A 22616-nucleotide genomic window follows, 5' to 3' on the forward strand; every position below is an offset into this window, starting at 1 on the left:
GCGCCCTCACTTCTTCTTGCCGAGGCCAGGCAGCCCGCCACCGCCCGGCAGGCCGGGAAGTTTCATGCCACCGGGCAGCCCAGGCAGGCCACCGCCACCGGGAAAACCACCGGGCAGGCCCTTCATGCCGCCGAGCCCGGCCGCCTGGGCCTGCTTCTGCAAGGCTTCGAGCTGCTTGGGGTCCACCTTGGAGAGGTCCGGCATGCCGCCGCCCATCATGCCGCCTGCGCCGCCAGGCATCATGCCGCCGAGCCCCATCTTGGAAGCGAGGCCGCCCATCATGCCGCGCATCAGGCCGCCGCCTTTGCCCTTGCCGCCCATCGCCTTCATCATGTCGGCCATGCCGCGATGCATCTTCAACAGTTTGTTGATTTCGGCCGCGTCGGTACCCGAGCCGGCGGCGATGCGCTTCTTGCGCGAGTGCTTCAGAATATCGGGGTTGGCGCGCTCGGCCTTGGTCATCGACGAGATGATGGCGAGCTGGCGACCGAACATCTTGTCGTCGAGCCCGGCGGCGGCCATCTGGTCCTTCATCTTGCCCATGCCGGGCATCATGCCCATGATGCCACCCATGCCACCCATTTTCGACATTTGCTGAAGCTGGCCGGCGAGGTCGTTCAGGTCGAACTTGCCCGACTGCATCTTCCTGGCCATCGCCGCGGCCTGTTCGGCGTCGATGTTCTCGGCCGCCTTTTCGACGAGGCTGACGATGTCGCCCATGCCGAGGATGCGGTCGGCGATGCGCTTGGGGTGGAATTCCTCCAGCGCGTCCATTTTTTCGCCGGTGCCGATCAGCTTGATCGGCTTACCGGTGACGGCGCGCATCGAGAGCGCCGCACCACCGCGGCCGTCGCCGTCCATGCGGGTCAGCACGAGGCCGGTGATGCCGACGCGCTCGTCGAAGCTTTTTGCCAGATTGACGGCGTCCTGGCCGGTCAGCGAATCGGCGACCAGCAGGATCTCGTGCGGCGACGACATCTTCTTGATGTCGGCCATCTCGACCATCAACGGCTCGTCGATATGGGTGCGGCCGGCGGTGTCGAGGATGACGACGTCATGGCCGCCGAGCTTGGCCGCCTGCACGGCGCGGCGGGCGATATCGACCGGCGTCTGGCCGGCGACGATCGGCAATGTGGCGACCTTGACCTGCTCGCCGAGCTGGCGGAGCTGCTCTTGCGCGGCGGGACGCCGCGTGTCGAGCGAGGCCATCAAGACTTTCTTGTTTTGACGGTCGGCGAGGCGCCTGGCGATCTTGGCCGAGGTCGTCGTCTTGCCGGAACCCTGCAAGCCGACCATCATGATGACGACCGGAGCCGGTGCATTGAGGTCGATGGCGACGCCCTCGGCGCCGAGCATCTCGACCAGCTCGTCATGGACGATCTTGACGACCATCTGGCCGGGCTTGATCGACTTGACCACGGCGGCGCCGACGGCCTTCTCGCGCACCTTGTCGGTGAAGGAACGCACCACTTCCAGCGCCACGTCGGCCTCAAGCAACGCACGGCGCACCTCGCGCAGCGCCGCCGAGACATCAGCCTCCGACAAGGCGCCGCGGCCGGTGAGGCCGTTCAGGATCGAACCAAGACGTTCCTGTAGCGATTCAAACATTCTTTTTCCTTTTCCCTGGCACCCGGATGATGCCCGAGAGGTAATGCGTTCGCGCCAACTGTCCAAGCAAAAGCCGGTCTGGGCAAAGCCCAAAGCCAAAAAGCACCCGGGGGCGCACAGCGCTGCCGGGTGTTGGCCTCCGGGATCGATTTACAGCACTTCACCTCAAAGAGGTTTCGGCGTCCCGGTCGGTTTGCTCGGAGGAATACTCGTCGCGGAATTCGCGGCGTGTAGACAGGAAATCGGCCGCAGAGTCAAGCTTTGGTCAAGCTTTGCGTCAAATAGCTCAGGACGACCAGGCAATGCACATCAGCGCACGCTGCCGGCGCGCGCCATATCCGGCTCGACCTTCAGCGGTGAGCGCGGATGTAAAAGCAGCAGAACGGTCAACAGGCTACTGACGATGCCGATCGAAGCGATGAGGACGGCGTCTGAAGTCGTCCAGCCGGCGGCTTCGAGCGGCTTGGCGTTGAACAGGGCGAAGGAATTATAGCTTTGCTGGTGCGAAATCAGCAGGAAGCCGGTCAGATTGTTGCCGAGATGGGCGCCAAAGCCGGCACCGAGATTGCCGGTTGCATAGACCAGAAGCGTCAGCAGCAGCGCAAAGGCGGCGATCGAGGCCAGCACGCAGGCATTGATGGCAGCGCTCGAACCTGGGCTCCAGTGCAGGGAGGTGAACAGCAATCCCGGCAGCAGCGCCCAGATGAAAGGGTTCTGAAACCGGCTGGCCAGGCCCCTGAGCAGATAACCGCGAAACAGCATCTCCTCCGACGATGTCTGCAGAAAGGTCAGGGCGGCGATCGGGATCAGGAACGAAAGCCACGCGGACAGGCCGATCGCGCCGCGGGCGATGTCGGGCTGCAAACCATAAAGCAGGATCTCGGAAAGCAGCGAGGTGATCAGCACCGCAGTCAGTCCTTTCAGGAACCCCGACCAAGAAATGCGCCGGCTGACGCCAATCAGGGCTGTCAGCTTCTCGCGATGGATCCAGCGCATGGCAGCCCAAAGGCCGAGCCAGATTCCGGCAAATGAAGCCAGCGCCGCGAGGATGCCCGCAGGAGAGGCCATGAAATCCTGCACCGCTCCTCCACCTGGCGGGGCGGTGCCAGACGATGCCTGCCAAACGGCAAAGGCATAGGTGCCGCCGAACAGCACGGCGGCAGTGGTTCCGAGCCAGAACAGGATGACGACCACCGCTCCAAGCAGAAGCCGCGGCAAAGTGGTCTTGTTGTTGGCGGTGTGCCGGTACTGTTGGAAGGCGGTTGGGTCGATCGTCACGCGGGCTCGCTGGCTGGTGCTTCGGCTCGCAAGGTCTAGAACATCGGCCCCAATGTGGAAACCGGTATTGCAGCGGCAATACCGGCTTGTGGCAATATCGGGGTTTGTGAGCGGCCGCCGCTACTGCAGGGCGACCGCCCTGTTGGTAACGTCAGCGCACGACGTACATGATGCGCCTTGTGTCCGGATCGATCAGCGCCGGCTGACCGTTCACGTAGACGTAGCGGTAGTCATAGTCCGGAATCTCGCGTAGCTCGACGGTGTCGGGCAACGTCGCGCCCGTGACCACCTCGCCCTCGAGATAGACCGGATCGAGCCGATGCGTACGGACATAGGTACGGATCTCGGCCGGCGGTCTCCGGATAGGCTCGATCGCCTCGCCGGCGACGATTGCTCCGGTATAGCTGTCGGAATATTCGGCGCTATCGGCGGGCGGCGTCACGACGGCAATGTCGGCGCTGGCCGGACGCTGTGTCAGGACCACACGGCTGCCGCCGAAATCGGCCGTCACATAGTCGGAATAGACCCAGCCCTGGCCGTTAGCCGCGGCGATAGTGCACCATTTGCTGTTGGCGATGCAGCCGTCGAGCGTCGCCGACTGGCCGGCCGCGAGCACGCCGATCACCGGATATTGCGGGCCGGGGCCGGCGCGTACATTGAGATCAGTGATGGCCGAGACGGCGGTGTCGGCCAATGCAGAGCCCGACATCGCTATGAGCGCTCCGGCCACCGCCGGAAACAATATGCGTTTCATGGTCTTCTCTCCGTTTCACAGTCCCTTGGCACGGAAAACGAAGCAAAGCCGCATGCGTTCCGGCTAAAAGGCTTCGGCCGGCTCACGATTTGTTCCAGTCGTTTTCGGCAGGTCGGTCAAAAGCTCGTGAACAAAAGCAAGTTTTTGCGCCGCCACGTTCGAGATGACGAAGGGATAGAGATCGGGCAGGCCCATGCAGCGGTTGATCGAGTTGGACGCCTCCGACAGCACCAGCCAGCGGTCGAGAATCCTTTCGAAAGGCTCTGGCCTGGAGGCGGGTTCCGATGGTGCCGGCTGCAGCTTGCCGCCGGTATCGGCGCGCGGCAGCTCGTTGGCTTCAACGGTTTCCAGCCGGCCGAGCGGGAAATTCAGGGCATGCACCATCTCCAGCGTGTCGGTGATGTGCATGTGATGCGCCCATGTCTCGGCCCAGTCCTCCCATGGGTGCGACGTCGCATAGGCCGAGATATGGCGCTGCTGCCAGTCGGGCGGCGCGCCATCGGCATAATAGGTCTTCAGCGCCTGTTCGTAGCCGGCGCGCTCGTCGCCGAACAAAGCGCGAAAACCGGCAAGCTTTTGCGAATCGTCGCGGATCAGGCGGTCCCAGTAATAATGGCCGAGCTCATGGCGGAAATGGCCGAGCAGCGTGCGGTAGTTCTCGCCCATCTCGACGCGCCGCCGTTCGCGCTCTGCCGAATCCGCCTCGGCGACGTTGAGCGTGATCCGGCCGTTGTCATGACCGGTCAGGATACGTTCGCCGCCCGGACCGCCGCCGATCGGATCGGCAAGAAAATCGAAAGCGAGACCGATCTCGTCGCCAACGTCCTGCTTGGGTGCGACCGGCAGGCCGAAGGCGAGCAGCGAATAGACGGCACGCTTCTTTGCCGCCTCGACACGGATCCAGCGGCGGCGGTTGCCGTCGACCGACAGATCCGGGATCAGCTGGTTCAGCGCACAGGCGCGGCAGAAGGCGTGGCCGGGCTCCGCCATCCAGTTGCAGGCGCATTCGTCGGCATTGGTGCAATGGAAGACGTCGGCGCCGGACAGCGCGAAGCGCGCATGCTCGGGATCGTAGAGCACGAGGCTGGCGCAGTTCAGGCATTGCGCGTTCTCGAAATAGAGACGGTGGCCGCAATGCGGGCAGTCGAAAAGCTTCATTGGCGTCTCAAATCATTCGAAATGCGGAGGACGATACGAGCAGGAGAACGCCAAACGCCTGTCAGCTGCCCACGTTCCTGCCGGCCGATGCTATTTTGCCGCAAGCTGGGCGACGACCTCCTTGGCCACTGCCTCGCCCGACAATCTGGCGCCGCCGCAGGTCTGCATCAGCGGACCGGCCAAATGCTCGCCGGCGAAGAAGATCTTTTCCGCCACGGGCTGCATCAGCGTGGCGCGCGCTTGCGAGCGGCCGGGCCGCGCCGCCGCATAGCACACAAACCGCTCAGCGCCCCGCCGATGATCACGACATCAACGTCTTCCATGCTTATTCTGTCCCCGCCACAATAATTACTTGATCGTAGGCAAATTCCCGGGCGTCCGCCAGTGTGGTGGATTTGAGGTTCCTGCTGTATTGAGTGCATCGGCGTCCGGGGCAGTGACAAGCAGGTGTTTCGCAGGCAAGTTCGCAATTGGGAACGTGATTCAGGCAACCAGGAGAGCAGCATGGCATTTCTTGCCAAGGGGAAGATGTTTGTAGTGGCCACGGTGGTGGCGGTGCTTGCGCTGGCGACGGGCGCGCAGGCGGCGGCCAGCTGTGGCAAGAGCGGCGCCGGCTTCGAGGCATGGAAACCGGAGTTCGCCGCGGAGGCGAAGGCCGACGGTGTCGGCTCGAAGGGTCTGGCCGCTCTGGCTCGCGCAACCTACGCGACAAAGACGATCTCCGTCGACCGCGCCATCCATAAGGCTTTCAGCGGCTCGGTGGAAGCTTTCATGAAGCGCCGTGGCGCGTCCGCGATCATTGCCAGGGGCCGTGCGCTGAAGAAGGCCAATGCTGCGCTGTTCGACAAGATCGAACGGAATTACGGCGTGTCGCCGGGCGTGTTGCTCGCCATCTGGGGTATGGAGACCGGCTTCGGTTCCGCCATGGGCAACCAGAATACGGTCTCCGCCATTTTAACGCTGGCCTATGACTGTCGCCGTCCGGAGTTCTTCTATCCGCATGCCATTGCAGCCCTGAAGCTGGTTGATCGCGGAGCGTTGAGCGCCTCGTCGGTCGGTGCCGCGCATGGCGAGATCGGCCACACGCAGTTCCTGCCCGGAAATGTTTTGACGTATGGTGTCGGAAACAAAAATCTGCGCGACAAGAGCACTGCGTTGGCTTCCACCGCCAACTTCCTCAAGAGTCATGGTTGGCGGGCCGGCGCGAGCGCGCAGGCGAATATGGGCGCAATCGCTGGCTGGAATTCCGCGAGCGTCTATCAACAGGCCATCGCCCGCATGGCCACAGCGATCGATGCCGACTGATAGAAATCCTAGAGCGGTTTACCGTTTCAGGGAAACGGCGAACCGTTCCATCTCTTTGACGCAAAAACCGTTTCACACTTTTTCTGGAATTGCCCTATTCGACCGAAAGCCGGCCATGCGCCGGGCTTTCTATTTCACGTCGAGCGCGTAGGAACAGCCGGCGAGCACCTTGCCGGGATGTGAATCGACGGTTGAGACATTGACGGCGATGCGGGTGGAAAATGTTATGCCGTCCGCTTCCTCGCTGCTCTCGAGAATGATCTTCTCGCCGAGGAATTTTTCCGGCGTTGAGATTTGCGCTGCGACGCCGAGCGCTCGAGCGAGATCGGGCGCGGAAACATCGTCAACACCGCCATCGGCCCGGTCGCAGTAAGGACGACGGACGCCGTTTCGCGCCCGAACACGCGAAGCGGGGCCGGCAATTCATATTGCTTGAGGAAAGGATTGCCGGAAGAAACGTCGAGCTTTGCGGGCGCATCGGGGCGGTCGCTCAGCCAAAGGGCAAAACCACTATAGGTCGGAACGTCAGCCCTGCACTCGACCAGCGCGGGAAGGTCGAGGGAGGGAGGTCATCGTTGGCTTTGGCGACGGCCAAGTTCGCCAGGACAGCCAACGCGGGCAGGAAACCAGCTCCAAGCGTGGCCAAGCGCCTGGGCACATCACGCTCAATAATGCACGTAGCCGCTCAACGGGCATTTCTGGGAAATGGGAATCTGGAAGGGGCCGTCAAAACTTTTGCAGGTACGGAATTTGGAATTCCGCGGCGCCGGGGTAGCCGCCTTTGGCTTGTCCGCGATGACCGTCGGGACTCTGGGACCCTGCGCGTAGCCGCTCAACGGGCATTTCTGGGAAGCGGGAATCTGGAAGGGGCCGTCAAAACTTTTGCAGGTATGGAACTTGGATGTTTGCCCCGCCGGGACTTGGGTGGATTGACCCGCGGTAAAGACGGCCACCGCCGCAAGCAGAAGAAAAATTCTGTTTTTCACTGTCAAAGCCCTCCGACCCGCAAGAGAAGTAAGATTAAACCACGGAAAGGTCAAACAGGAAACGATCTGAGAGCGCGGCTTCTATTATATTAGAGACGCCAAATAAAACCCGGCGTCTTCACCGGGTTCCTAACTCATCTAAGCATTGGGCCTATCAACCCTTGCGATTGCGCGCGGCAAGCGTCCGCAGCCTCAGCGCATTGAGGCGGATGAAGCCTTCGGCATCCTTCTGATCGTAGGCGCCGCGGTCGTCCTCGAAGGTGACCAGCGCGTCGGAATAGAGCGTCTTCCTCGACTTGCGGCCGGTGACAATCACGTTGCCCTTGTAGAGCTTCAGCCGCACGGTGCCTTCGACGTCTTCCTGGCTCTTGTCGATCATCGCCTGCAGCATCAGCCGCTCGGGCGCAAACCAGAAGCCGTTGTAGATGAGCTCGGCGTAGCGCGGCATGAACTCGTCCTTGAGGTGGGCGGCTCCGCGGTCGAGCGTGATCGATTCGATCGCCCGGTGGGCCGATATCAGAATGGTGCCGCCGGGGGTCTCGTAGACGCCGCGCGATTTCATGCCGACGAAACGGTTCTCGACCAGGTCGAGCCGGCCGATGCCGTTGTCGCGGCCGAGATCGTTCAGCGCCGCCAGCATCGTTGCCGGCGACAGTTTCTTGCGGTTGAGCGCAACCGGGTCGCCCTTGAGGAATTCGATCTCGATCTCGGTGACCTCATCCGGCGCATCCATCGGCGAGATGGTGCGCTGGTGGACGAATTCCGGCGGCTCGCTCCACGGATCCTCCAGCACCTTGCCCTCGGAGGAGGAGTGCAAAAGGTTGGCGTCGACGGAAAACGGCGCGTCGCCCTTCTTGTCCTTCGGCACCGGGATCTGGTGCTGCTCGGCGAAATTGATGAGATCGGTGCGCGACTTGAACGACCAGTCGCGCCAGGGCGCGATGACCTTGATGTCGGGGTTGAGCGCATAGGCTGAGAGCTCGAAACGCACCTGATCGTTACCCTTGCCGGTGGCGCCATGGGCGATCGCATCGGCGCCGGTCTCTTTTGCGATCTCGACGAGATGTTTCGAGATCAGCGGCCGGGCGATCGAGGTGCCGAGCAGATAGGTGCCTTCATAGACGGCGTTGGCGCGGAACATCGGGAAGACGAAATCGGATACGAACTCCTCGCGGACATCGACGATGCGGATGTCCTTGATGCCCATCATCTCGGCCTTGCGCCTGGCCGGCTCCAGTTCGCCACCCTGGCCGAGATCGGCGGTGAAGGTCACGACCTCGGCGCCGAGCTCGGTCTGCAGCCATTTCAGGATGATCGAGGTATCAAGGCCGCCGGAATAGGCGAGCACGACTTTCTTGACGGCTTTTGCTTTCGACATGGTGGGCAGTTCCGCGACAGGGGTTCTTCGCGGGCGAGGTATCACGGCGTTTTAGGCCAGCGCAAGGGACGAACGATGCCTGGACCAGATGCTTCATCTCCAAGAGGCTGGCGAGGACACGGCTCTTGCGGTATGGCTGCGCCGTCTTTTGCCGCTACGAGACGAGCCATGTCCTTCATCCCCGACAGTACGACGCTTATCCAGTTCTCCATCGCCACCTTCATCCTGGCGATCACGCCCGGGCCTGACATGACGCTGTTCGTGTCGCGCACGCTGAGCCAGGGCCGTGCCACCGGCTTTGCCTCGATGGCCGGCGCCTTGTGCGGCACGCTGATTCACACCACGCTGGTGGTGGTCGGCGTCTCGGCGCTGATCGTCGCCTCGCCGATGGCGTTCTTCGTGCTGAAGATTTTCGGCGCCGGCTATCTGGTCTTCCTGGCATGGCAGGCGATCACAAAAGGGTCGGCGTTTTCACCGGAGAAGAAGAGCGGGCCGCAGATCTCGCTGTTCCGCAGCTGGGCGGCGGGGCTCGGGGTCAATCTGCTCAACCCGAAGATCATCCTGTTCTTCATGACCTTCCTGCCGCAATTCGTCTCCGCGCATGATCCCAACGCGCCGGGAAAGCTGTTCTTCCTCGGCGCGATGTTCGTCGTGCTGGCGATCCCGGTGACGGCGCCGATGGTGCTGGCGGCGGAAAAATTCTCGGCCGCGATGAAATCCAGCCCGCGTGTGACCCGCGTCGTCGACTATCTGTTTGCCGGAGTTTTTTCGGCCTTCGCGCTCAAGATCCTGACGGCCCAGGCGAAATAGGGCGTCCGATCTGACGCCAGCTTCCGGCCGAGCGCCCGGCGCTCAGCCAGTAGAAAATACCGCCGACCATGCCGCAGCCGATCACCGCCAGCATGACGCTGGTATTGGTAACCTCGAAATTGGCATCGGCCGTCTGGTGGACGAAGCCAAGGAAGACCGCCGAGACCACAGCACCCGCCAGCGCATAGAACAGCCAGTCACGCCGGCCAAGGATCTCGGAGACGAGGATGGCGATGGCGGCCGGCATGAAGGCGAAATAGGCGACGAACAGCGCGACGAAGGGGATTGAAAACCACAGCGACGCCTGCGCCGCCGGTTGCGTCTCGTCCGTTATCAGCCCAAGAGACGCCAGGAACATGATGTTAAGGAAGGCGCTGGCCGCCAGCGAAGCAACGCCGTAGCCGACAAGGATGACGGCGAAGCGGATCAGATAGGCGCCGACGTGATTCACGCCTCGCCATGCCCCGCGATCATCATCGCTTCCAGCGCCAGCCGGTCGACCTTGCGCATGCGCTCGGAGTCCGACTTGAGCTGGCCGCAGGCGGCGAGGATATCGCGGCCGCGCGGCGTGCGGATCGGCGAGGCATAGCCGGCATTGTTGATGTAATCGGCGAATTTCTCGATCGTTTCCCAGTCCGAGCACTGGTAGTTGGTGCCCGGCCACGGGTTGAACGGGATCAGATTGATCTTGGCCGGAATGCCCTTGAGCAGCTTGATCAGCGCCTTGGCGTCGTCGATGGAATCGTTGACGTCCTTCAGCATCACATATTCGAAGGTGATCCGCTTGGCGTTCGACAGGCCTGGATAGGCGCGGCAGGCAGCGATCAGTTCGTTCAGCGGATACTTCTTGTTGATCGGCACCAAAAGGTCGCGCAGATCGTCATTGGTGGCGTGCAGCGAGATCGCCAGCATGACGCCGATCTCTTCGCCGGCGCGGAAGATCTCGGGCACGACGCCCGAGGTCGACAGCGTGATGCGCCTCTTCGACAGGGACAGCCCGTCGCCGTCGGATGCAATCAGCAGCGCCTTCTTCACCGCCTCGAAATTGTAGAGCGGCTCGCCCATGCCCATCATGACGACGTTGGACACTTTCCGGCCTTCGGCCGGCACGATGGCGCCGTCGGGCGTATCGCGGTCGGGGAAATCGCCGAGCCGGTCCCGGGCGGTCAAAAGCTGGGCGAGGATTTCCTCCGCCGTCAGGTTGCGCACCAGCTTCTGCGTGCCGGTGTGGCAGAAGGAGCAGGTCAGCGTGCAGCCGACCTGCGAAGAGATGCAGAGCGTGCCGCGGCCTTCTTCGGGAATGTAGACCGTCTCGATCTCGACCGGCCGGCCGGCGCCGCGCGGCGGAAAGCGGAACAGCCATTTGCGGGTTCCGTCGGAGGAAATCTGCTCCTCGACGATCTCGGGCCTGGCGACGGTGAAATGCCTGTCGAGGGCGGCGCGCAGATCCTTGGAGATGTTGAACATGCCGGCAAAGTCGGAAACGCCGCGCACATAGATCCAATGCCAGAGCTGTTGGGCGCGCATTTTCGCCTGGCGCTCCGGCACAATGCCGGCGGCGACGAGGGCGCCCCCGAGTTCGGCGCGCGTCAAGCCGATCAGCGACGGCTTTTCGGGCAGCGTGCGGGTGCGCAACGCGTCACGCGCGCCTTCGGCGGTAAGATCGAATGAAAGGGTCATTGTTGCGCCAATATAAGCGATTTGCGGCCGAATACAGCATCGTGCCCGAAATGAAGCGCGGCGCATAGCACAGGTTAGCGGCGGAGTCATGCCGGGGTTCTTCCTTCTCCCCTTGTGGGAGAAGGTGGCCGAGCGAAGCTCGGTCGGATGAGGGGTGTTCCAGCTTGGCATCACCTGCACTCCGTCCAGCACCCCTCAACCGTCTTGGCGCTGCGCGCCAATCCACCTTCTCCCACAAGGGGAGAAGGAAAGACCGCACGAACGCTGGTTCTTTACGTCGCTGTGTTAGGTGGTGAACGTCACGGACGAGGACTTACTTGCACTTGGCGATCGAGGCCAGCGCCGCTGAGATGCCCTTCAGCGAGAAGACGTAGGTGGTGGTGTTGCCGCGGCCGGACTTGGCCGACACCTTCATGTCGGTGCCGGTCTTCATCGCGGCGATCAGCACCGGCTCCTCGGCGGCGTTCTCGACCCAGGCCGACTTGCCGCGCGTGAACATCGAAAAAGACTTCTTGTCGATGGTGACGGTGGCCTTGGAACCTTCCTGGAAGGTATAGCCGGCGATGAATTGCGGCTCGTAGGACACTTGCTGCCCCGGCCGCTGGCTAACGAAGAAGAACATGTCGCCGTGATCGAGCGTCGGCGGCTGCTTGTCGGTTGGCACCGTCAGGACATAGCAGACCTTGCCGCCGCCCGACGCCTGATAACTGTAGGTGCCCCAGGCATTATGCTGGCCGATCTTGGTTGCCGACTGCGCCAGCGCGGGCGCCGTCAAGGCCACCAGGGCCAGGCTGGAAACTATAGCAATCAATCCGCGCATCGCTTTTCCCGTATTCCACTGGTGCGGCGGCAGGCCGGCTCGGCGTCCTGCCCGTCGCTTCATTTTGATTTAATCTGGGTTACCAAACGGTGAATGTCCCTGAGAAAAGGATGTTCACGCCAGGAAACCGCCGCCGTCTTCGCGCTGCCGCTCGAAAAAGCGGCTGGCGCACTTCCCTGCCGCGACTTGGAGGCCACGAAAACGGCAAGAGTTTGACTTTTCAAGCAGCTAGGTCTTGCGGCGATTCTCGCTTTTTGAGGTGCGTGACGAATTTCCCTGCAGGCGGTACCATGTCTGCGTTCGCCGCCACGGCGCTCGGCCAGGGTGCCCTCCCTGGCGGCTTACGGGAGATTTGGCCATGGCCATTTCCGAGACAGTTCTGATCCTCGCGGGCGGCACAGCCGTCCTGGCGATTGTGTTCGGCATTCGTGTCGCCATGCGGCGGGCGGCCGGTGGCGCGGTGCGCCGGTCGGATGCCGGGGAGACGGCGGGCGGATCGGGCGCGCCCGACGTGCCCGGGGTCATTGCGCTGCCGCCTTTGATCTTTCTCGGTTTCCTGGTGGCGGCAACCGTGCTCGAGGTGCTCGTTCCGCTCCCGGTCATGGCCGGGCAGGCGCTCGCCCGCTATCTGGCTGGCGCTGTGCTCGCGGTGTGCGGCTTCGTGTTCATCTTTATGGCGGCGGGCCGCTTTCAGGCCGCTGGCACCAACATACCACCGACCTTGCCGACGACGGCACTGGTCGTCGACGGCATCTATCGGCGGACCAGGAATCCGTTCTATCTGGGAACGACCCTCGTCTATCTGGGCCTCGGCGTCGCGGCCGGAAGTCTTTGGGCTATTGCGCTCGTGGTCCCGCTGCTGTGGGTGATCAATACCGGCGTCATCGCGCCGGAAGAGCGCTATCTCGAGCGGAAGTTCGGAGATGCCTATCGCGCCTACAAGGCGCGGGTGCGGCGGTGGGCTTGACGGCCGGAAAGTCGGTTCTCACGCGATTTTTTGCGCCGCACCGGCTCAGCTCTTGTCGGCGATGGCCTGCCTGGCGGCGAGCCGGTGCGCCGGCGTGATGTGGGCGCTGACGGCGGTAATCGCGGCGGTCAGCACGGCGATGTCGTCGGTGAAGCCTAGCCCAAGGATGAAATCGGGGATGACGTCTGTCGGCAGCACGAAATAGCCGAGCGCAGCAAGCAAGGTGCCCTTGGCGCGAAGCGGCGTCTTCTTGTCCATGGCACAGTAATAGGCGGCGACCACCTCTTCCATGAACGGGATCTGCCGGGCGGCCTTCTTCGCCGTACGCCAGAACTTTTCGCGCACTTCGCTCTCGTTGCCCGGCTTGCTGCCGAGGCCGAAGAAATCAAAACCGGATTTTTGCGCCATCAACCTCTCCTTGCGGCCGTCGCGTGACTTCACGCGTGACCGCGAGGCAAAATGTGGTGAAAGCCGAACCTCGCTGCAAGGTGCAGATAGGCTCAGCCGCCGAAATAGCGGTTCATTTTCCTGGCCAGATCGAAATCCAGCGCGGTCAGGCCGCCGGCGTCGTGCGTGTTGAGGGTCACGTTTACAGTCTTATAGACGTTCGACCAGTCGGGATGGTGGTCCATCTTCTCCGCGGCCAGGGCAACGCGGGTCATGAAGGCAAAGGCTTCGGAGAAATTCTTGAAGGTGAAGCTGCGGGTGATCGAGCCACCATCCTTGGCCAGCGACCAGCCGTCGAGGCCGGCAAGTTCGGCGCGGATCGCCTCTTTTGCTAGTTTCTCCCTGGCCATGTCCGTCTACCGCATGATCCGCGAAGCGTCGGCGGCGCCGACCAAACGGCTGGCGACGCGGTTGTCAGCACCTGAAAGCGGCCAGGCCTCCTCGACGACGTAAGGCCCGCCGCCGACCGAATCGCGCGACGACATCAGCACGAAGCGGCCGATCCGGAACGGCAGCGTCGAAAAATTGCCGCGCGCCGACAGATACTGGGCGACATCGAGCGGGCTCGAATTGCGCAGGCGGGCCAGCGTAACATGCGGCATGAACTTGCGCGGGTCGGCCGGGATGCCGAGCCGCTGGCAGATGCGCTCGATCTCGGCCTGCAATGCGGAAAGATCGGGCGAAGCGGCGACCCCGGCCCACACCGCATGCGGCTTCTTCTGGCCGAAGGCGCCGACGCCGGACAGCGTCAGCGGGAAGGACGGGCGGTGAACACGGTCAAGCGCATTGGCGATTTCGTCGGCGACATGGCCCTCGACATCGCCGATGAAGCGCAGCGTCAGATGATAGTTTTCGACGTCGATCCAGCGGGCTCCGGGCAGGCCGCCCCTGAGCAGGGACAGCGAAAGAGCGGCATCACGCGGTATCTCGAGGGCGGTAAAAAGACGCGGCATGGCAAGCCTCCTGTCCTCGAATCGAACTCTTGCCCCTAGCGAATCATCGATATTCAAACAGGGCAAGGGGTTTGTTGGTCGCAGGCCTGCCTAAAAGCTTCCCCTGCGGAAGGTGTTGCGACGGCGAACCCTCGCCTTCAGGAATTGCCCCGGACCGCTTCAATGGTCTTCTCCACACTGGGCAGGATACCCTCGACGATGCGGTCGACGCCTCGGGCGTTTGGATGAAGGCCGTCCTCGAGTTGCAGGACGGATTGACCGGCGATGCCCTCGAGAAAGAAAGGATAGAGCGGCACGCCATATTTTTCAGCCAGTCTCGGAAAGGTCGCGTCGAAGGCGTTCTGGTAGTCGGCGCCGAGATTGGGCGCCGCGCGCATTCCGGCAAGCAAAACGGCGATCTTGCGCTGCTGCAGCTTTGCCAGCATGGCGTCCAGGTTCTTTTCCGCTATGGCGGGCGAAACGCCGCGCAGCATGTCGTTGGCGCCGAGCTCCAGGATGACCAGCTGCGTGCCGTCCGGCACCGACCAGTCGAGCCGCGACAGGCCGCCGCTCGTCGTATCGCCGGAGACGCCGGCGTTGGCGACCGTGACATCGTAGCCCTTGGCGCGCAGCGCCGCCTGCAGCTTCTCGGTGAAGCCCTGACCTGGCCCGAGGCCATAACCCGCCATCAAGCTGTCGCCGAAACCGACAATGGTGAACGGTTCGGCGCGCGCCGACGAAATGGCGCCGCAAATGGCGAGGAAAAGGGCGAAGGCTGCGGCAAAGGTGTGTTTGAAAGCCATGCGGCAGGCCCCATATGACCAGGAACATCTGTTGGCGAAGGCAGGTTTTCGTCTTTGTCGAGCATCGGATGCACTAGCCTTCATCCCCCATATAGGACGATTTGATTTTGGAAGAAGCCGTCATTTCGCTGAAAGACGTATCGCTGACGCTCGGCGAAGGTGCATCCTCGGTCCATGTGCTGAAGGGCGTCAGCCTCGATGTGGCGGGCGGCGAAGCGACAGGCATCGTTGGACCTTCAGGTTCGGGAAAGTCGACATTGCTGATGGTTTTGGCCGGACTTGAAAGGGTCGATTCGGGCACGGTCCGAATTGCCGGCGAGCTGCTCAACGGCAAAAGCGAAGATCAGATCGCATCGTTTCGGGGACGAAACATCGGCATCGTGTTCCAGTCTTTCCATCTCATCCCAAATATGACGGCGCTGGAAAACGTTGCGGTCCCGCTGGAGCTTGCCGGCCATGTCGATCCATTCGGCGTGGCGGCGCGCGAGCTGGCGGCGGTCGGTCTCAGCGATCGCGTCACCCATTACCCCGGCGAATTGTCTGGCGGCGAGCAACAGCGCGTGGCCATCGCCCGGGCACTGGCGCCGTCGCCGCGCATCCTGATCGCCGACGAGCCGACCGGCAATCTCGACCAGGCAACGGGGCGGCACGTCGCCGACCTGCTGTTTGCCAAGGCGGCCGAACGCGGCATGACGCTGGTGCTGGTCACGCATGACCCGCTACTCGCGGCGCGCTGCTCGCGCCAGGTGTCGATGCGGTCGGGGCTGATCGAAGACGCGCCTAAGCCGGCCACCAGGGCTGGCAAGGTGACCGCGTGATGCCGCTGGCGCAAACGCTGAGGCTCGCCTTTCGGTTTTCGCTGCGCGAAATGCGTGGCGGGCTGTCCGGCTTCCTGATCTTCCTTGCCTGCATCGCGCTCGGCGTCGCTGCGATCGGCGGCGTCAATTCGGTGGCGCAGGCTATTTCCGCCGGTGTTGCCGACCAGGGCCAGACGCTGCTCGGCGGTGATCTCCGCTTCCAGCTCAACCAGCGCGATCCGACCAGAGCCGAACGCAGCTTCCTCGACCGGCTTGGCACGGTTTCGCACAGCGCCAATATGCGCTCGATGGCGAGGCTCGAGGACGGCTCCGACCAGGCGCTGGTCGAGGCCAAGGCGGTCGACGGCGCCTATCCGCTCTATGGTGCGCTGGAGACCGAGCCGGTGCTGTCGCGAGAGGATCTGTTCGGCGAAAAATCCGGCGTCTTCGGCGCCGCCGCCCCGGACCTCTTGTTCGAGCGGCTGAACCTTGGCATCGGTGACCGGCTAAAGCTCGGCAGCGCGACATTCGAGCTGCGCGCCAGGCTGGTCAACGAGCCGGATGCAGTGTCGGATGGCTTCGGTTTTGCGCCGCGGCTGATGGTGTCGACCGACGGGCTTGCCGCTTCCGGCCTGATCCAGCCGGGCAGCCTGGTCGAGAACGCCTATAAGGTCCGCCTGCCCGGCGGCACCACTGAGGCACAGATCAAGGCGATCCAGGAGCAGGCGGCAAACCAGTTCCCGCAGGCCGGCTGGTCGATCCGCACCCGCAGCAACGCAGCGCCGGCGCTGTCCTCGAATATCGAGCGGTTTTCGCAATTCCTGACGCTGGTTGGGTTGACGGCGCTGGTGGTCGGCGGCGTCGGCGTGGCCAATGCCGTGCGTGCCTATCTCGACGGCAAGCGCGGCGTCATCGCCACCTTCAAGAGCCTGGGGGCTTCGGGCGGGTTCGTCTTTGCCGTCTATCTGGTGCAGATCCTGATGATCGCAGCACTCGGCATCACGCTAGGCCTTGTGCTTGGCGCGCTGATGCCGTTCGCGGCCAGCGCGGCACTCCAATCGGTCATTCCAGTGCCGGCGGAAGGTGGGTTCTATCCCGGCGCCCTCGGCATGGCAGCGCTGTTCGGGCTGCTGGTGACGCTGGCTTTCGCCTTGCTGCCGCTCGGCCGCGCCCGCGACGTGCCGGCAACGGCGCTGTTTCGCGAAATGGGTTTCGAGGGCCGCGGTTTTCCCCGCCCGCTCTATATCGCCGCGGCATTGGGCATCGCGCTGCTGCTCGCGGTACTGGCGATCCTGTTTTCCGGCGACCGCCGTATTGCCTCGATCTTCGTCGGCGCCACGATCTTTTCGTTCCTGGTGCTGCGTGTGGTCGGCTCGCTGGTGCAGTGGGCGGCGAAGAAAAGCCCGCGCGTGCGCTCGACCGCGCTCAGGCTCGCCATCGGCAACATCCATCGGCCTGGCGCCTTGACGCCGTCCGTGGTGCTGTCGTTGGGACTCGGGCTGACGCTGCTGGTGACGCTGGCGCTGATCGACGGCAATCTCAGGCGGCAGATTTCGGGCAGCCTGCCGGAAAGGGCACCGAACTTCTTCTACGTCGATATCCAGAGCGGTGACGTCGATGCCTTCTCCGCGCTGGTCGGCAAAGAGGCACCGCAAGGCAGGCTGATCAAGGTGCCGATGCTGCGCGGCCGGGTGATGGCGCTCAACGGCGTCGATGTCGACAAGGTCAAGGTTCCGGCCGAAGGCGCCTGGGTACTGCGCGGCGATCGCGGCCTGACCTATGACGCAAAGCTGCCGGAGAATGCGACGCTGACCGAGGGCAGCTGGTGGCCGGAGAACTATGCCGGCGAGCCGCTGGTCTCGTTTTCCGCCGAGGAAGGCAAAGAGATCGGGCTGAAGCTCGGCGATACCATCACCGTCAACGTGCTCGGCCGCAACATCACGGCCAAGATCGCCAATTTCCGCCAGGTCGAATGGGAAACCATGGGCATCAATTTCGTCATGGTGTTCTCGCCCAACACATTCGCCGGTGCGCCGCATGGCTGGTTGGCGACGCTGACCGAGACGAATGCGTCGGCAGCCGACGATGCGCATCTTCTCAACGTCGTCACGCGTGCCTTTCCCGCGGTGACGACGGTCAGGGTCAAGGACGCGCTCGAAATCGTCAACCGGCTGGTGGCGCAGCTCGGCACAGCAATCAGGGCAGCAGCGGGCGTGGCGTTGATCGCCTCGGTGCTGGTGCTGGCCGGGGCGCTCGCCGCCGGCAACCGGGCTCGCATTCACGACGCGGTGGTGCTGAAGACCCTGGGTGCGACCAGAAAAACGCTGATCGCCGCGTTTTCGCTGGAATACGTGCTGATCGGCCTTGCTACCGCGATCTTCGCGCTGGCGGCGGGCGGTGTGGCGGCATGGTTCGTCGTCGCGCGCATCATGACGCTGCCATCGCACTTCATGCCCGAGGTGGCGGTGGCGACCATCGGCTTTTCGCTGGTGGTCACGGTCGGCATAGGCCTTGCCGGCACGTGGCGAGTGCTGGGCCACAAGGCGGCGCCGGTGCTGCGGAATCTTTGAGCCAGAGCCGGTTTCGATTAAATCTCGGTAATGTTCCGGGCGGAAAGGCCAATAAAACCGTATCTCCGGCACTTCACGGAGCATTACGCCTGGTTACGGTCTTGTCCTTTACGCCAAGAACCATCATATTTCGGCGCAGGCATGCTGGAGCCCCGCCAGCGGCGCCTGGGTTCAAAAGGACCTGACACCGGACGGGGCAGAAGCAATATGAGGATTTCCATGGCTGATCCCGTTCGCAATTATCAGACGCGCGCCGTGCCCGGCGCCGGCGTCGATGCTGCCATCGACCAGGGCCTGCGGGCCTACATGATCAAGGTCTACAATCTGATGGGGCTTGGCCTCCTCATCACCGGCCTTGCCGCGGTCGGCACAATCATGCTGGCCACCACCAGCGATCCCGCCTCGGCCGTCGCGACGTTGCCAAGCGGCGAGATGCTGACCTCGTTCGGCTACGCGATCTTTGGTTCGCCGCTGAAATGGCTGGTGATCTTTGCCCCTCTGGCAGCGGTGATGTTCCTGTCGTTCCGAGTCCAGTCGATGAGCGTTTCGGCCGCGCAGACGACGTTCTGGGTCTACGCCGGCCTCGTCGGCCTGTCGCTGTCGTCGATCTTCCTGGTCTACACCACCGCCAGTATCTCGCAGACCTTCTTCGCCACCGCCGCCGCCTTTGGCGGGCTGTCGCTCTACGGCTACACGACCAAGCGCGATCTCTCGGCGTTCGGGTCGTTCCTGGTCATGGGCCTGGTCGGCCTGATCATCGCGATGGTGATCAACATCTTCCTGCAGTCGTCGGCGCTTTCCTTCGCCGTTTCGGCGATCGGCGTGCTGATCTTCGCGGGCCTCACCGCCTACGACACGCAGAACATCAAGGAGATGTACTTCGAGGGCGACGAGACTGATGTCGCCGGCCGCAAGGCGATTATGGGCGCATTGAGGCTCTATCTCGACTTCATCAACCTGTTTATGTTTCTGCTGCAGTTCATGGGCGACCGTCGCTAAATACGGTTTTCCTGGACCAGCGAGTTTGGAAAGGGCGGCCCAATGGCCGCTCTTTTCTTTTGTGCCGGCCTTTGCTGTGATATAGGGCAGATGAACGACGTGCCTAAATTATGAGCAGCATCACCTTGCGGGCCGCGACGGCGGCCGATCTCGACCGGATCACCGAAATCTATGCCGACGCGGTGACGAATGGCACGGCGAGCTATGAACTCGAACCGCCAAGCCGCACCGAGATGGGCGCGCGCTTCGACAACCTGATGGCGGGCGGCTTTCCCTATCTCGTTGCGGAAAAGGCCGGCGGCGTGCTCGGCTATGCCTATGCCGGGGCGTTCCGGCCGCGCCCGGCGTACCGCTTCGTCGTTGAGGATTCCGTCTATGTCGCGCCCGAGGCCAAAGGGCAAGGCGTCGGGCTGCTCCTGATGCAAGGGCTGATCGAGGCGGCCAAGGCGGCGGGTTTTCGCCAGATCATCGCGGTGATCGGCGACGGCCGGCCCGACAGCGCCTCGGTACGGCTGCACGAAAAGCTCGGCTTTCGTCATTCCGGCCGCCTGGAAGGCTCAGGCTACAAGCACGGACGCTGGCTGGACACGGTGTTCATGCAGCTGCCGATCAACGGCGGGGCGTCCATCCCGCCTGATCCGCAATCGCTGCCCGAGCGGAAGTTCCGCCAGCAAAAATAAAGGGTTACGCCTCGACCAGCTTCAGTGTTCGGTCGAACACGCCAAGCACCCGGCCGAGTTCCTGGCCGCGCTTGAGGATGCGCCCGCCAGCGGCGATGACGGCGAACGCGCCTTGCCGGCGCGCCAGCTTCGGATCCTTGACGATCTGGAAAAGCGGCACTTCGCTGGTGCGGCGGAAGACGGAAAAAACGGCGCGGTCGGCGAGATGGTCGATGGCATAGTCGCGCCACTCATTGGCGGCAACCATACGGCCGTAGAGCCTGAGGATCTGGTCCAGTTCGCGCCGGTCGAACCTCACCTGCTGGTCGAGGCGTTCGCGTCTTGCCTCATGCAGCGGGATCAATATTGCGGATGCGTCCCCATCCTCCGTCCCGCTGCTGCGATCAGTCATGCCTGGATCCTCGCAATGAATCGTACGCCGACCAAAATTGGCGCTTTCGTTGCCGAATTGCAAGGCCCGGCCGGGCAAGGCCAGCACCGCGCGGTTTCTCCAGCGTCCAGTCACGTTTGCGAAACGCCTGTTGGAATTGGTGATGCTTCGCCACAATCCTGCCTTTTTTTATCCGTGCTCATGCCCCAATGTCCGACGAATTTACCGGTGTTGCCTGAGACGGTTCGGTCCGGCACCGGCTCGTAAACCCCAAGCCCCCCGCCCACGGGTCTGCGTCGGATCGAACCAACCTCGGTTTTTCCTTGGAAAGATCGGGTGCGACGATCCCAAAACCTAAATGACCGGCGTCAGAAGCAAGCTGACGCCGGTTTTTTATTGGCCGGAGCCGTGGCGGTGCGATCCGTCCGGATTGGCTGCCATCAGAAGGTTGAGCGCGGTTCTCCCTTCTCCCCTTGTGGGAGAAGGTGTCGCCGAAGGCGACGGATGAGGGGTGTTCCCGCTTGGCAATTTCCTTGAAATCGCCGCCGCCTCAATTCTTCCAGCACTCCTCAACCGTCTCGGCGCTGCGCGCCGATCCACCTTCTCCCACAAGGGGAGAAGGAGAGGTCCCCGCTTAAGGCTTGCGGATAAAGGCTGCACCCAGGATCGGCCCGGGCATGCCGTCCTTGCCGACCGACTGCAGCAGCACGGCGCAGCCGCCCTTCTTGGCGATCTCGCTCATCGGCAGTTCGTAGCGCTGCGCCTTGCCGTGCCACATGCCGGCGGTCTGGATGGTGGAGACGGCGTTCCAGTAGGTCATGCTGCGGCCGCTGTTTTCGCCCTTGCCGATCTTTATCGTCTGTGGCGGGTTGAAATAGACGATGACGACATGCGCGTCGGTGGGGCCGGTCACGGCGTCGCCGGCATCGATCATGACGCGATCGCTGGTCCGGCTGACCTTGATGCCGACGCGCATGCCTTCGCCGACCCTCTCCATGCGGGCCAGCGCGCCGTCGACTTCCTCGCGGCTGGCGCCGTTGACATGGCTGCGGCCGTTTATGACGGCTTGCGGGGTGTAGACGGAACGACTGCCGAAGGCGCGCATATACTCGTATTGCCGCTCGGTATTTTCCTTGCGGCTCAGCGTGTCCTGCCAGCCGAGGTAATCCCAATAATCGACATGATAGGCGAGCGCGACGATGTCCTCCTTGGCGGCAAGCTCGGCGAAGAGTTCGTCGGCCGGCGGACAGGAGTTGCATCCCTGGCTGGTGAAGAGCTCGACGACGCCTAATGGCTTGTCAGCTGGCTCGGCAAGGGCCGTGCCGGCAAACGCCGAGAGGGCCAGCGCAAGGGCCGCAAGCCGCAATGGTCTTCGAGATGGCATGGCCGTTCCGATCCCGCCGGTGACGCCGGCTTTGTTCTGGTTGTCGAAATATGTGGCAGAAGCGGCAGTCAACGGGAAGTCACGTTGCGGTGAAATTTTGCCGTTGCAACCGCTGGCAAGGGCGCAATAGGTGGACTTGCACTTCACGATGGAAGCGATTCGGGCGGCAATCAGCATGTGGCAATCTCTCCTGGCGCCGGTCGACCTCTATTGCGAACGGACGGGGCCGGAATTCTGGGCCGAACCGCTCAATGCGCTGAGCAATCTGGCTTTTTTTGCCGCCGGGCTATGGGGTGTCTGGCAGGTGCGCAAGCGCGGCACCGGCACCTTCGCCGAAGTGCTGGCCTGGTGGGTGGTGGCGATCGGCGTCGGCTCGTCGCTGTTCCACACCTTTGCCACAAGGGCAATGATCCTGGCCGACGTGCTGCCCATTGCAGGGTTCACGCTGGCCTACACGCTGTTCAACCTGCGACGTTTTCTCGGCATGAAATGGGGCAAGGCGATCGCCATTTTCGTTGCCTTTTACGCCGTTGCCGGGCTGGTGACCTTTGCCGTGCCGGACTGGCTGCGCCAGGCGTCGAACGGGACGACCGGCTATCTGCCGCCGTTTCTGGCGCTCGCCTTCTTCGGCGCCTGGGTGGCGGCCAGCGGCAATCGCGCCGGCTGGTACAATCTGGCGGGTTCGGCGATCTTCGTCGTGTCGGTCATCTGCAGGATGATCGATCCGCTGGTCTGCGGCGGCTTTCCGCTCGGCACGCATTTCCTGTGGCACATATTCAACGGGCTGATGCTCGGCGTGCTGCTGGCGGCGACAGCGCGGTTTGGAAAGCCGGGAATTGGGGGAATAGGGCAGTAGGGGAATAAGTCGCTTCTCCTTGCTTCACCCTACT

24 protein-coding genes are annotated in these 22616 nt (G+C 63.0%); 8 read left to right on the forward strand and 16 right to left on the reverse strand.

Annotated elements, in window-relative coordinates; genetic code table 11:
• Nucleotides 1-6 precede the first annotated feature (6 nt).
• The 5 genes from ffh to NKI47_RS22930 all read right to left on the reverse strand — a co-directional run bounded on the left by ffh (nucleotide 7) and on the right by NKI47_RS22930 (nucleotide 5074).
• Nucleotides 7-1608, reverse strand: a complete 1602-nt coding sequence (gene ffh, locus NKI47_RS22910) for a signal recognition particle protein (RefSeq protein WP_352593760.1) — start codon at nucleotides 1606-1608, stop codon at nucleotides 7-9.
• 309 nt (nucleotides 1609-1917) lie between these two features.
• On the reverse strand, nucleotides 1918-2886 hold the full coding sequence (locus NKI47_RS22915) for a CPBP family intramembrane glutamic endopeptidase (RefSeq protein WP_352577282.1): 969 nt from the start codon (nucleotides 2884-2886) through the stop codon (nucleotides 1918-1920).
• Between the two features lie 151 nt (nucleotides 2887-3037).
• Nucleotides 3038-3640: a DUF1236 domain-containing protein gene (locus NKI47_RS22920; RefSeq protein ID WP_352593761.1), complete on the reverse strand. Its 603-nt coding sequence runs from the start codon at nucleotides 3638-3640 to the stop codon at nucleotides 3038-3040.
• Between the two features lie 63 nt (nucleotides 3641-3703).
• On the reverse strand, nucleotides 3704-4798 hold the full coding sequence (locus tag NKI47_RS22925; protein ID WP_352593762.1) for a zinc-binding metallopeptidase family protein: 1095 nt from the start codon (nucleotides 4796-4798) through the stop codon (nucleotides 3704-3706).
• A 90-nt stretch (nucleotides 4799-4888) separates the two neighbouring features.
• Nucleotides 4889-5074, reverse strand: coding sequence for a hypothetical protein (locus NKI47_RS22930; RefSeq protein WP_352593763.1), 186 nt, complete (start codon nucleotides 5072-5074; stop codon nucleotides 4889-4891).
• 228 nt (nucleotides 5075-5302) lie between these two features.
• Between NKI47_RS22930 and NKI47_RS22935 the strand changes: the two genes are divergently transcribed.
• Nucleotides 5303-6103, forward strand: coding sequence for a lytic murein transglycosylase (locus NKI47_RS22935; protein WP_352470839.1), 801 nt, complete (start codon nucleotides 5303-5305; stop codon nucleotides 6101-6103).
• 665 nt (nucleotides 6104-6768) lie between these two features.
• Here the strand turns inward: NKI47_RS22935 and NKI47_RS22940 are convergent.
• Together NKI47_RS22940 and NKI47_RS22945 are read right to left on the reverse strand one after the other, a co-directional pair.
• The gene (locus NKI47_RS22940) at nucleotides 6769-7089 is read right to left on the reverse strand and encodes a hypothetical protein (protein ID WP_352593764.1); all 321 of its coding nucleotides are present in this window, start codon (nucleotides 7087-7089) and stop codon (nucleotides 6769-6771) included.
• Nucleotides 7090-7243: 154 nt separating this feature from the next.
• Nucleotides 7244-8467 (reverse strand): argininosuccinate synthase, encoded by a 1224-nt coding sequence (locus tag NKI47_RS22945; protein WP_352593765.1) that lies wholly within the window; start codon nucleotides 8465-8467, stop codon nucleotides 7244-7246.
• 168 nt (nucleotides 8468-8635) lie between these two features.
• Between NKI47_RS22945 and NKI47_RS22950 the strand changes: the two genes are divergently transcribed.
• The gene (locus NKI47_RS22950) at nucleotides 8636-9277 is read left to right on the forward strand and encodes a LysE family translocator (protein ID WP_352479689.1); all 642 of its coding nucleotides are present in this window, start codon (nucleotides 8636-8638) and stop codon (nucleotides 9275-9277) included.
• Here NKI47_RS22950 and NKI47_RS22955 read toward each other — a convergent pair.
• The 3 genes from NKI47_RS22955 to NKI47_RS22965 all read right to left on the reverse strand — a co-directional run bounded on the left by NKI47_RS22955 (nucleotide 9249) and on the right by NKI47_RS22965 (nucleotide 11777).
• Nucleotides 9249-9728: a hypothetical protein gene (locus tag NKI47_RS22955; protein WP_352593766.1), complete on the reverse strand. Its 480-nt coding sequence runs from the start codon at nucleotides 9726-9728 to the stop codon at nucleotides 9249-9251. The genes NKI47_RS22950 and NKI47_RS22955 overlap by 29 nt on opposite strands.
• Nucleotides 9725-10957, reverse strand: coding sequence for a dual-specificity RNA methyltransferase RlmN (gene rlmN, locus NKI47_RS22960; protein ID WP_352593767.1), 1233 nt, complete (start codon nucleotides 10955-10957; stop codon nucleotides 9725-9727). Before rlmN ends, NKI47_RS22955 begins: the two co-directional genes overlap by 4 nt.
• A gap of 313 nt (nucleotides 10958-11270) precedes the next feature.
• A complete protein-coding gene (locus NKI47_RS22965; protein ID WP_023721899.1) occupies nucleotides 11271-11777 on the reverse strand; it encodes an invasion associated locus B family protein in 507 nt (168 codons plus the stop codon).
• A 358-nt stretch (nucleotides 11778-12135) separates the two neighbouring features.
• Between NKI47_RS22965 and NKI47_RS22970 the strand changes: the two genes are divergently transcribed.
• Nucleotides 12136-12744 (forward strand): methyltransferase family protein, encoded by a 609-nt coding sequence (locus NKI47_RS22970; protein ID WP_352593768.1) that lies wholly within the window; start codon nucleotides 12136-12138, stop codon nucleotides 12742-12744.
• 45 nt (nucleotides 12745-12789) lie between these two features.
• Here the strand turns inward: NKI47_RS22970 and NKI47_RS22975 are convergent, their stop codons facing one another.
• The 4 genes from NKI47_RS22975 to NKI47_RS22990 all read right to left on the reverse strand — a co-directional run bounded on the left by NKI47_RS22975 (nucleotide 12790) and on the right by NKI47_RS22990 (nucleotide 14926).
• Entirely contained in the window at nucleotides 12790-13152 is a 363-nt protein-coding gene (locus NKI47_RS22975; RefSeq protein WP_031212728.1) for a YkvA family protein, read from the reverse strand.
• 92 nt (nucleotides 13153-13244) lie between these two features.
• Nucleotides 13245-13541: a 4a-hydroxytetrahydrobiopterin dehydratase gene (locus NKI47_RS22980; RefSeq protein ID WP_023679826.1), complete on the reverse strand. Its 297-nt coding sequence runs from the start codon at nucleotides 13539-13541 to the stop codon at nucleotides 13245-13247.
• Between the two features lie 6 nt (nucleotides 13542-13547).
• A complete protein-coding gene (gene thpR / locus NKI47_RS22985; protein WP_352456356.1) occupies nucleotides 13548-14144 on the reverse strand; it encodes an RNA 2',3'-cyclic phosphodiesterase in 597 nt (198 codons plus the stop codon).
• A 137-nt stretch (nucleotides 14145-14281) separates the two neighbouring features.
• Nucleotides 14282-14926 carry an arylesterase gene (locus NKI47_RS22990; protein ID WP_352593769.1) on the reverse strand — a complete coding sequence of 215 codons (645 nt, stop codon included), beginning with the start codon at nucleotides 14924-14926 and terminating at the stop codon, nucleotides 14282-14284.
• A 107-nt stretch (nucleotides 14927-15033) separates the two neighbouring features.
• On the opposite strand from NKI47_RS22990, the gene NKI47_RS22995 reads away from it, so the two are divergent.
• From NKI47_RS22995 to NKI47_RS23010, 4 genes are all read left to right on the forward strand, one after another.
• The gene (locus tag NKI47_RS22995) at nucleotides 15034-15744 is read left to right on the forward strand and encodes an ABC transporter ATP-binding protein (protein WP_031212726.1); all 711 of its coding nucleotides are present in this window, start codon (nucleotides 15034-15036) and stop codon (nucleotides 15742-15744) included.
• A complete protein-coding gene (locus NKI47_RS23000) occupies nucleotides 15744-18293 on the forward strand; it encodes an ABC transporter permease (RefSeq protein WP_352593770.1) in 2550 nt (849 codons plus the stop codon). Before NKI47_RS22995 ends, NKI47_RS23000 begins: the two co-directional genes overlap by 1 nt.
• A gap of 219 nt (nucleotides 18294-18512) precedes the next feature.
• A complete protein-coding gene (locus tag NKI47_RS23005; protein ID WP_254817871.1) occupies nucleotides 18513-19292 on the forward strand; it encodes a Bax inhibitor-1/YccA family protein in 780 nt (259 codons plus the stop codon).
• Between the two features lie 110 nt (nucleotides 19293-19402).
• Nucleotides 19403-19972: a GNAT family N-acetyltransferase gene (locus NKI47_RS23010; protein WP_352593771.1), complete on the forward strand. Its 570-nt coding sequence runs from the start codon at nucleotides 19403-19405 to the stop codon at nucleotides 19970-19972.
• Between the two features lie 4 nt (nucleotides 19973-19976).
• Here NKI47_RS23010 and NKI47_RS23015 read toward each other — a convergent pair whose 3' ends face one another.
• Nucleotides 19977-20363 carry a DUF2794 domain-containing protein gene (locus tag NKI47_RS23015; protein WP_352456353.1) on the reverse strand — a complete coding sequence of 129 codons (387 nt, stop codon included), beginning with the start codon at nucleotides 20361-20363 and terminating at the stop codon, nucleotides 19977-19979.
• A 613-nt stretch (nucleotides 20364-20976) separates the two neighbouring features.
• Nucleotides 20977-21726 carry a DUF1223 domain-containing protein gene (locus tag NKI47_RS23020; RefSeq protein WP_031212721.1) on the reverse strand — a complete coding sequence of 250 codons (750 nt, stop codon included), beginning with the start codon at nucleotides 21724-21726 and terminating at the stop codon, nucleotides 20977-20979.
• 175 nt (nucleotides 21727-21901) lie between these two features.
• On the opposite strand from NKI47_RS23020, the gene NKI47_RS23025 reads away from it, so the two are divergent.
• Nucleotides 21902-22582 carry a ceramidase domain-containing protein gene (locus tag NKI47_RS23025; RefSeq protein WP_023679817.1) on the forward strand — a complete coding sequence of 227 codons (681 nt, stop codon included), beginning with the start codon at nucleotides 21902-21904 and terminating at the stop codon, nucleotides 22580-22582.
• Nucleotides 22583-22616: the final 34 nt, after the last annotated feature.

This window comes from Mesorhizobium sp. M0633 (assembly GCF_040320645.1).
Taxonomy (GTDB): Bacteria; Pseudomonadota; Alphaproteobacteria; order Rhizobiales; family Rhizobiaceae; genus Mesorhizobium.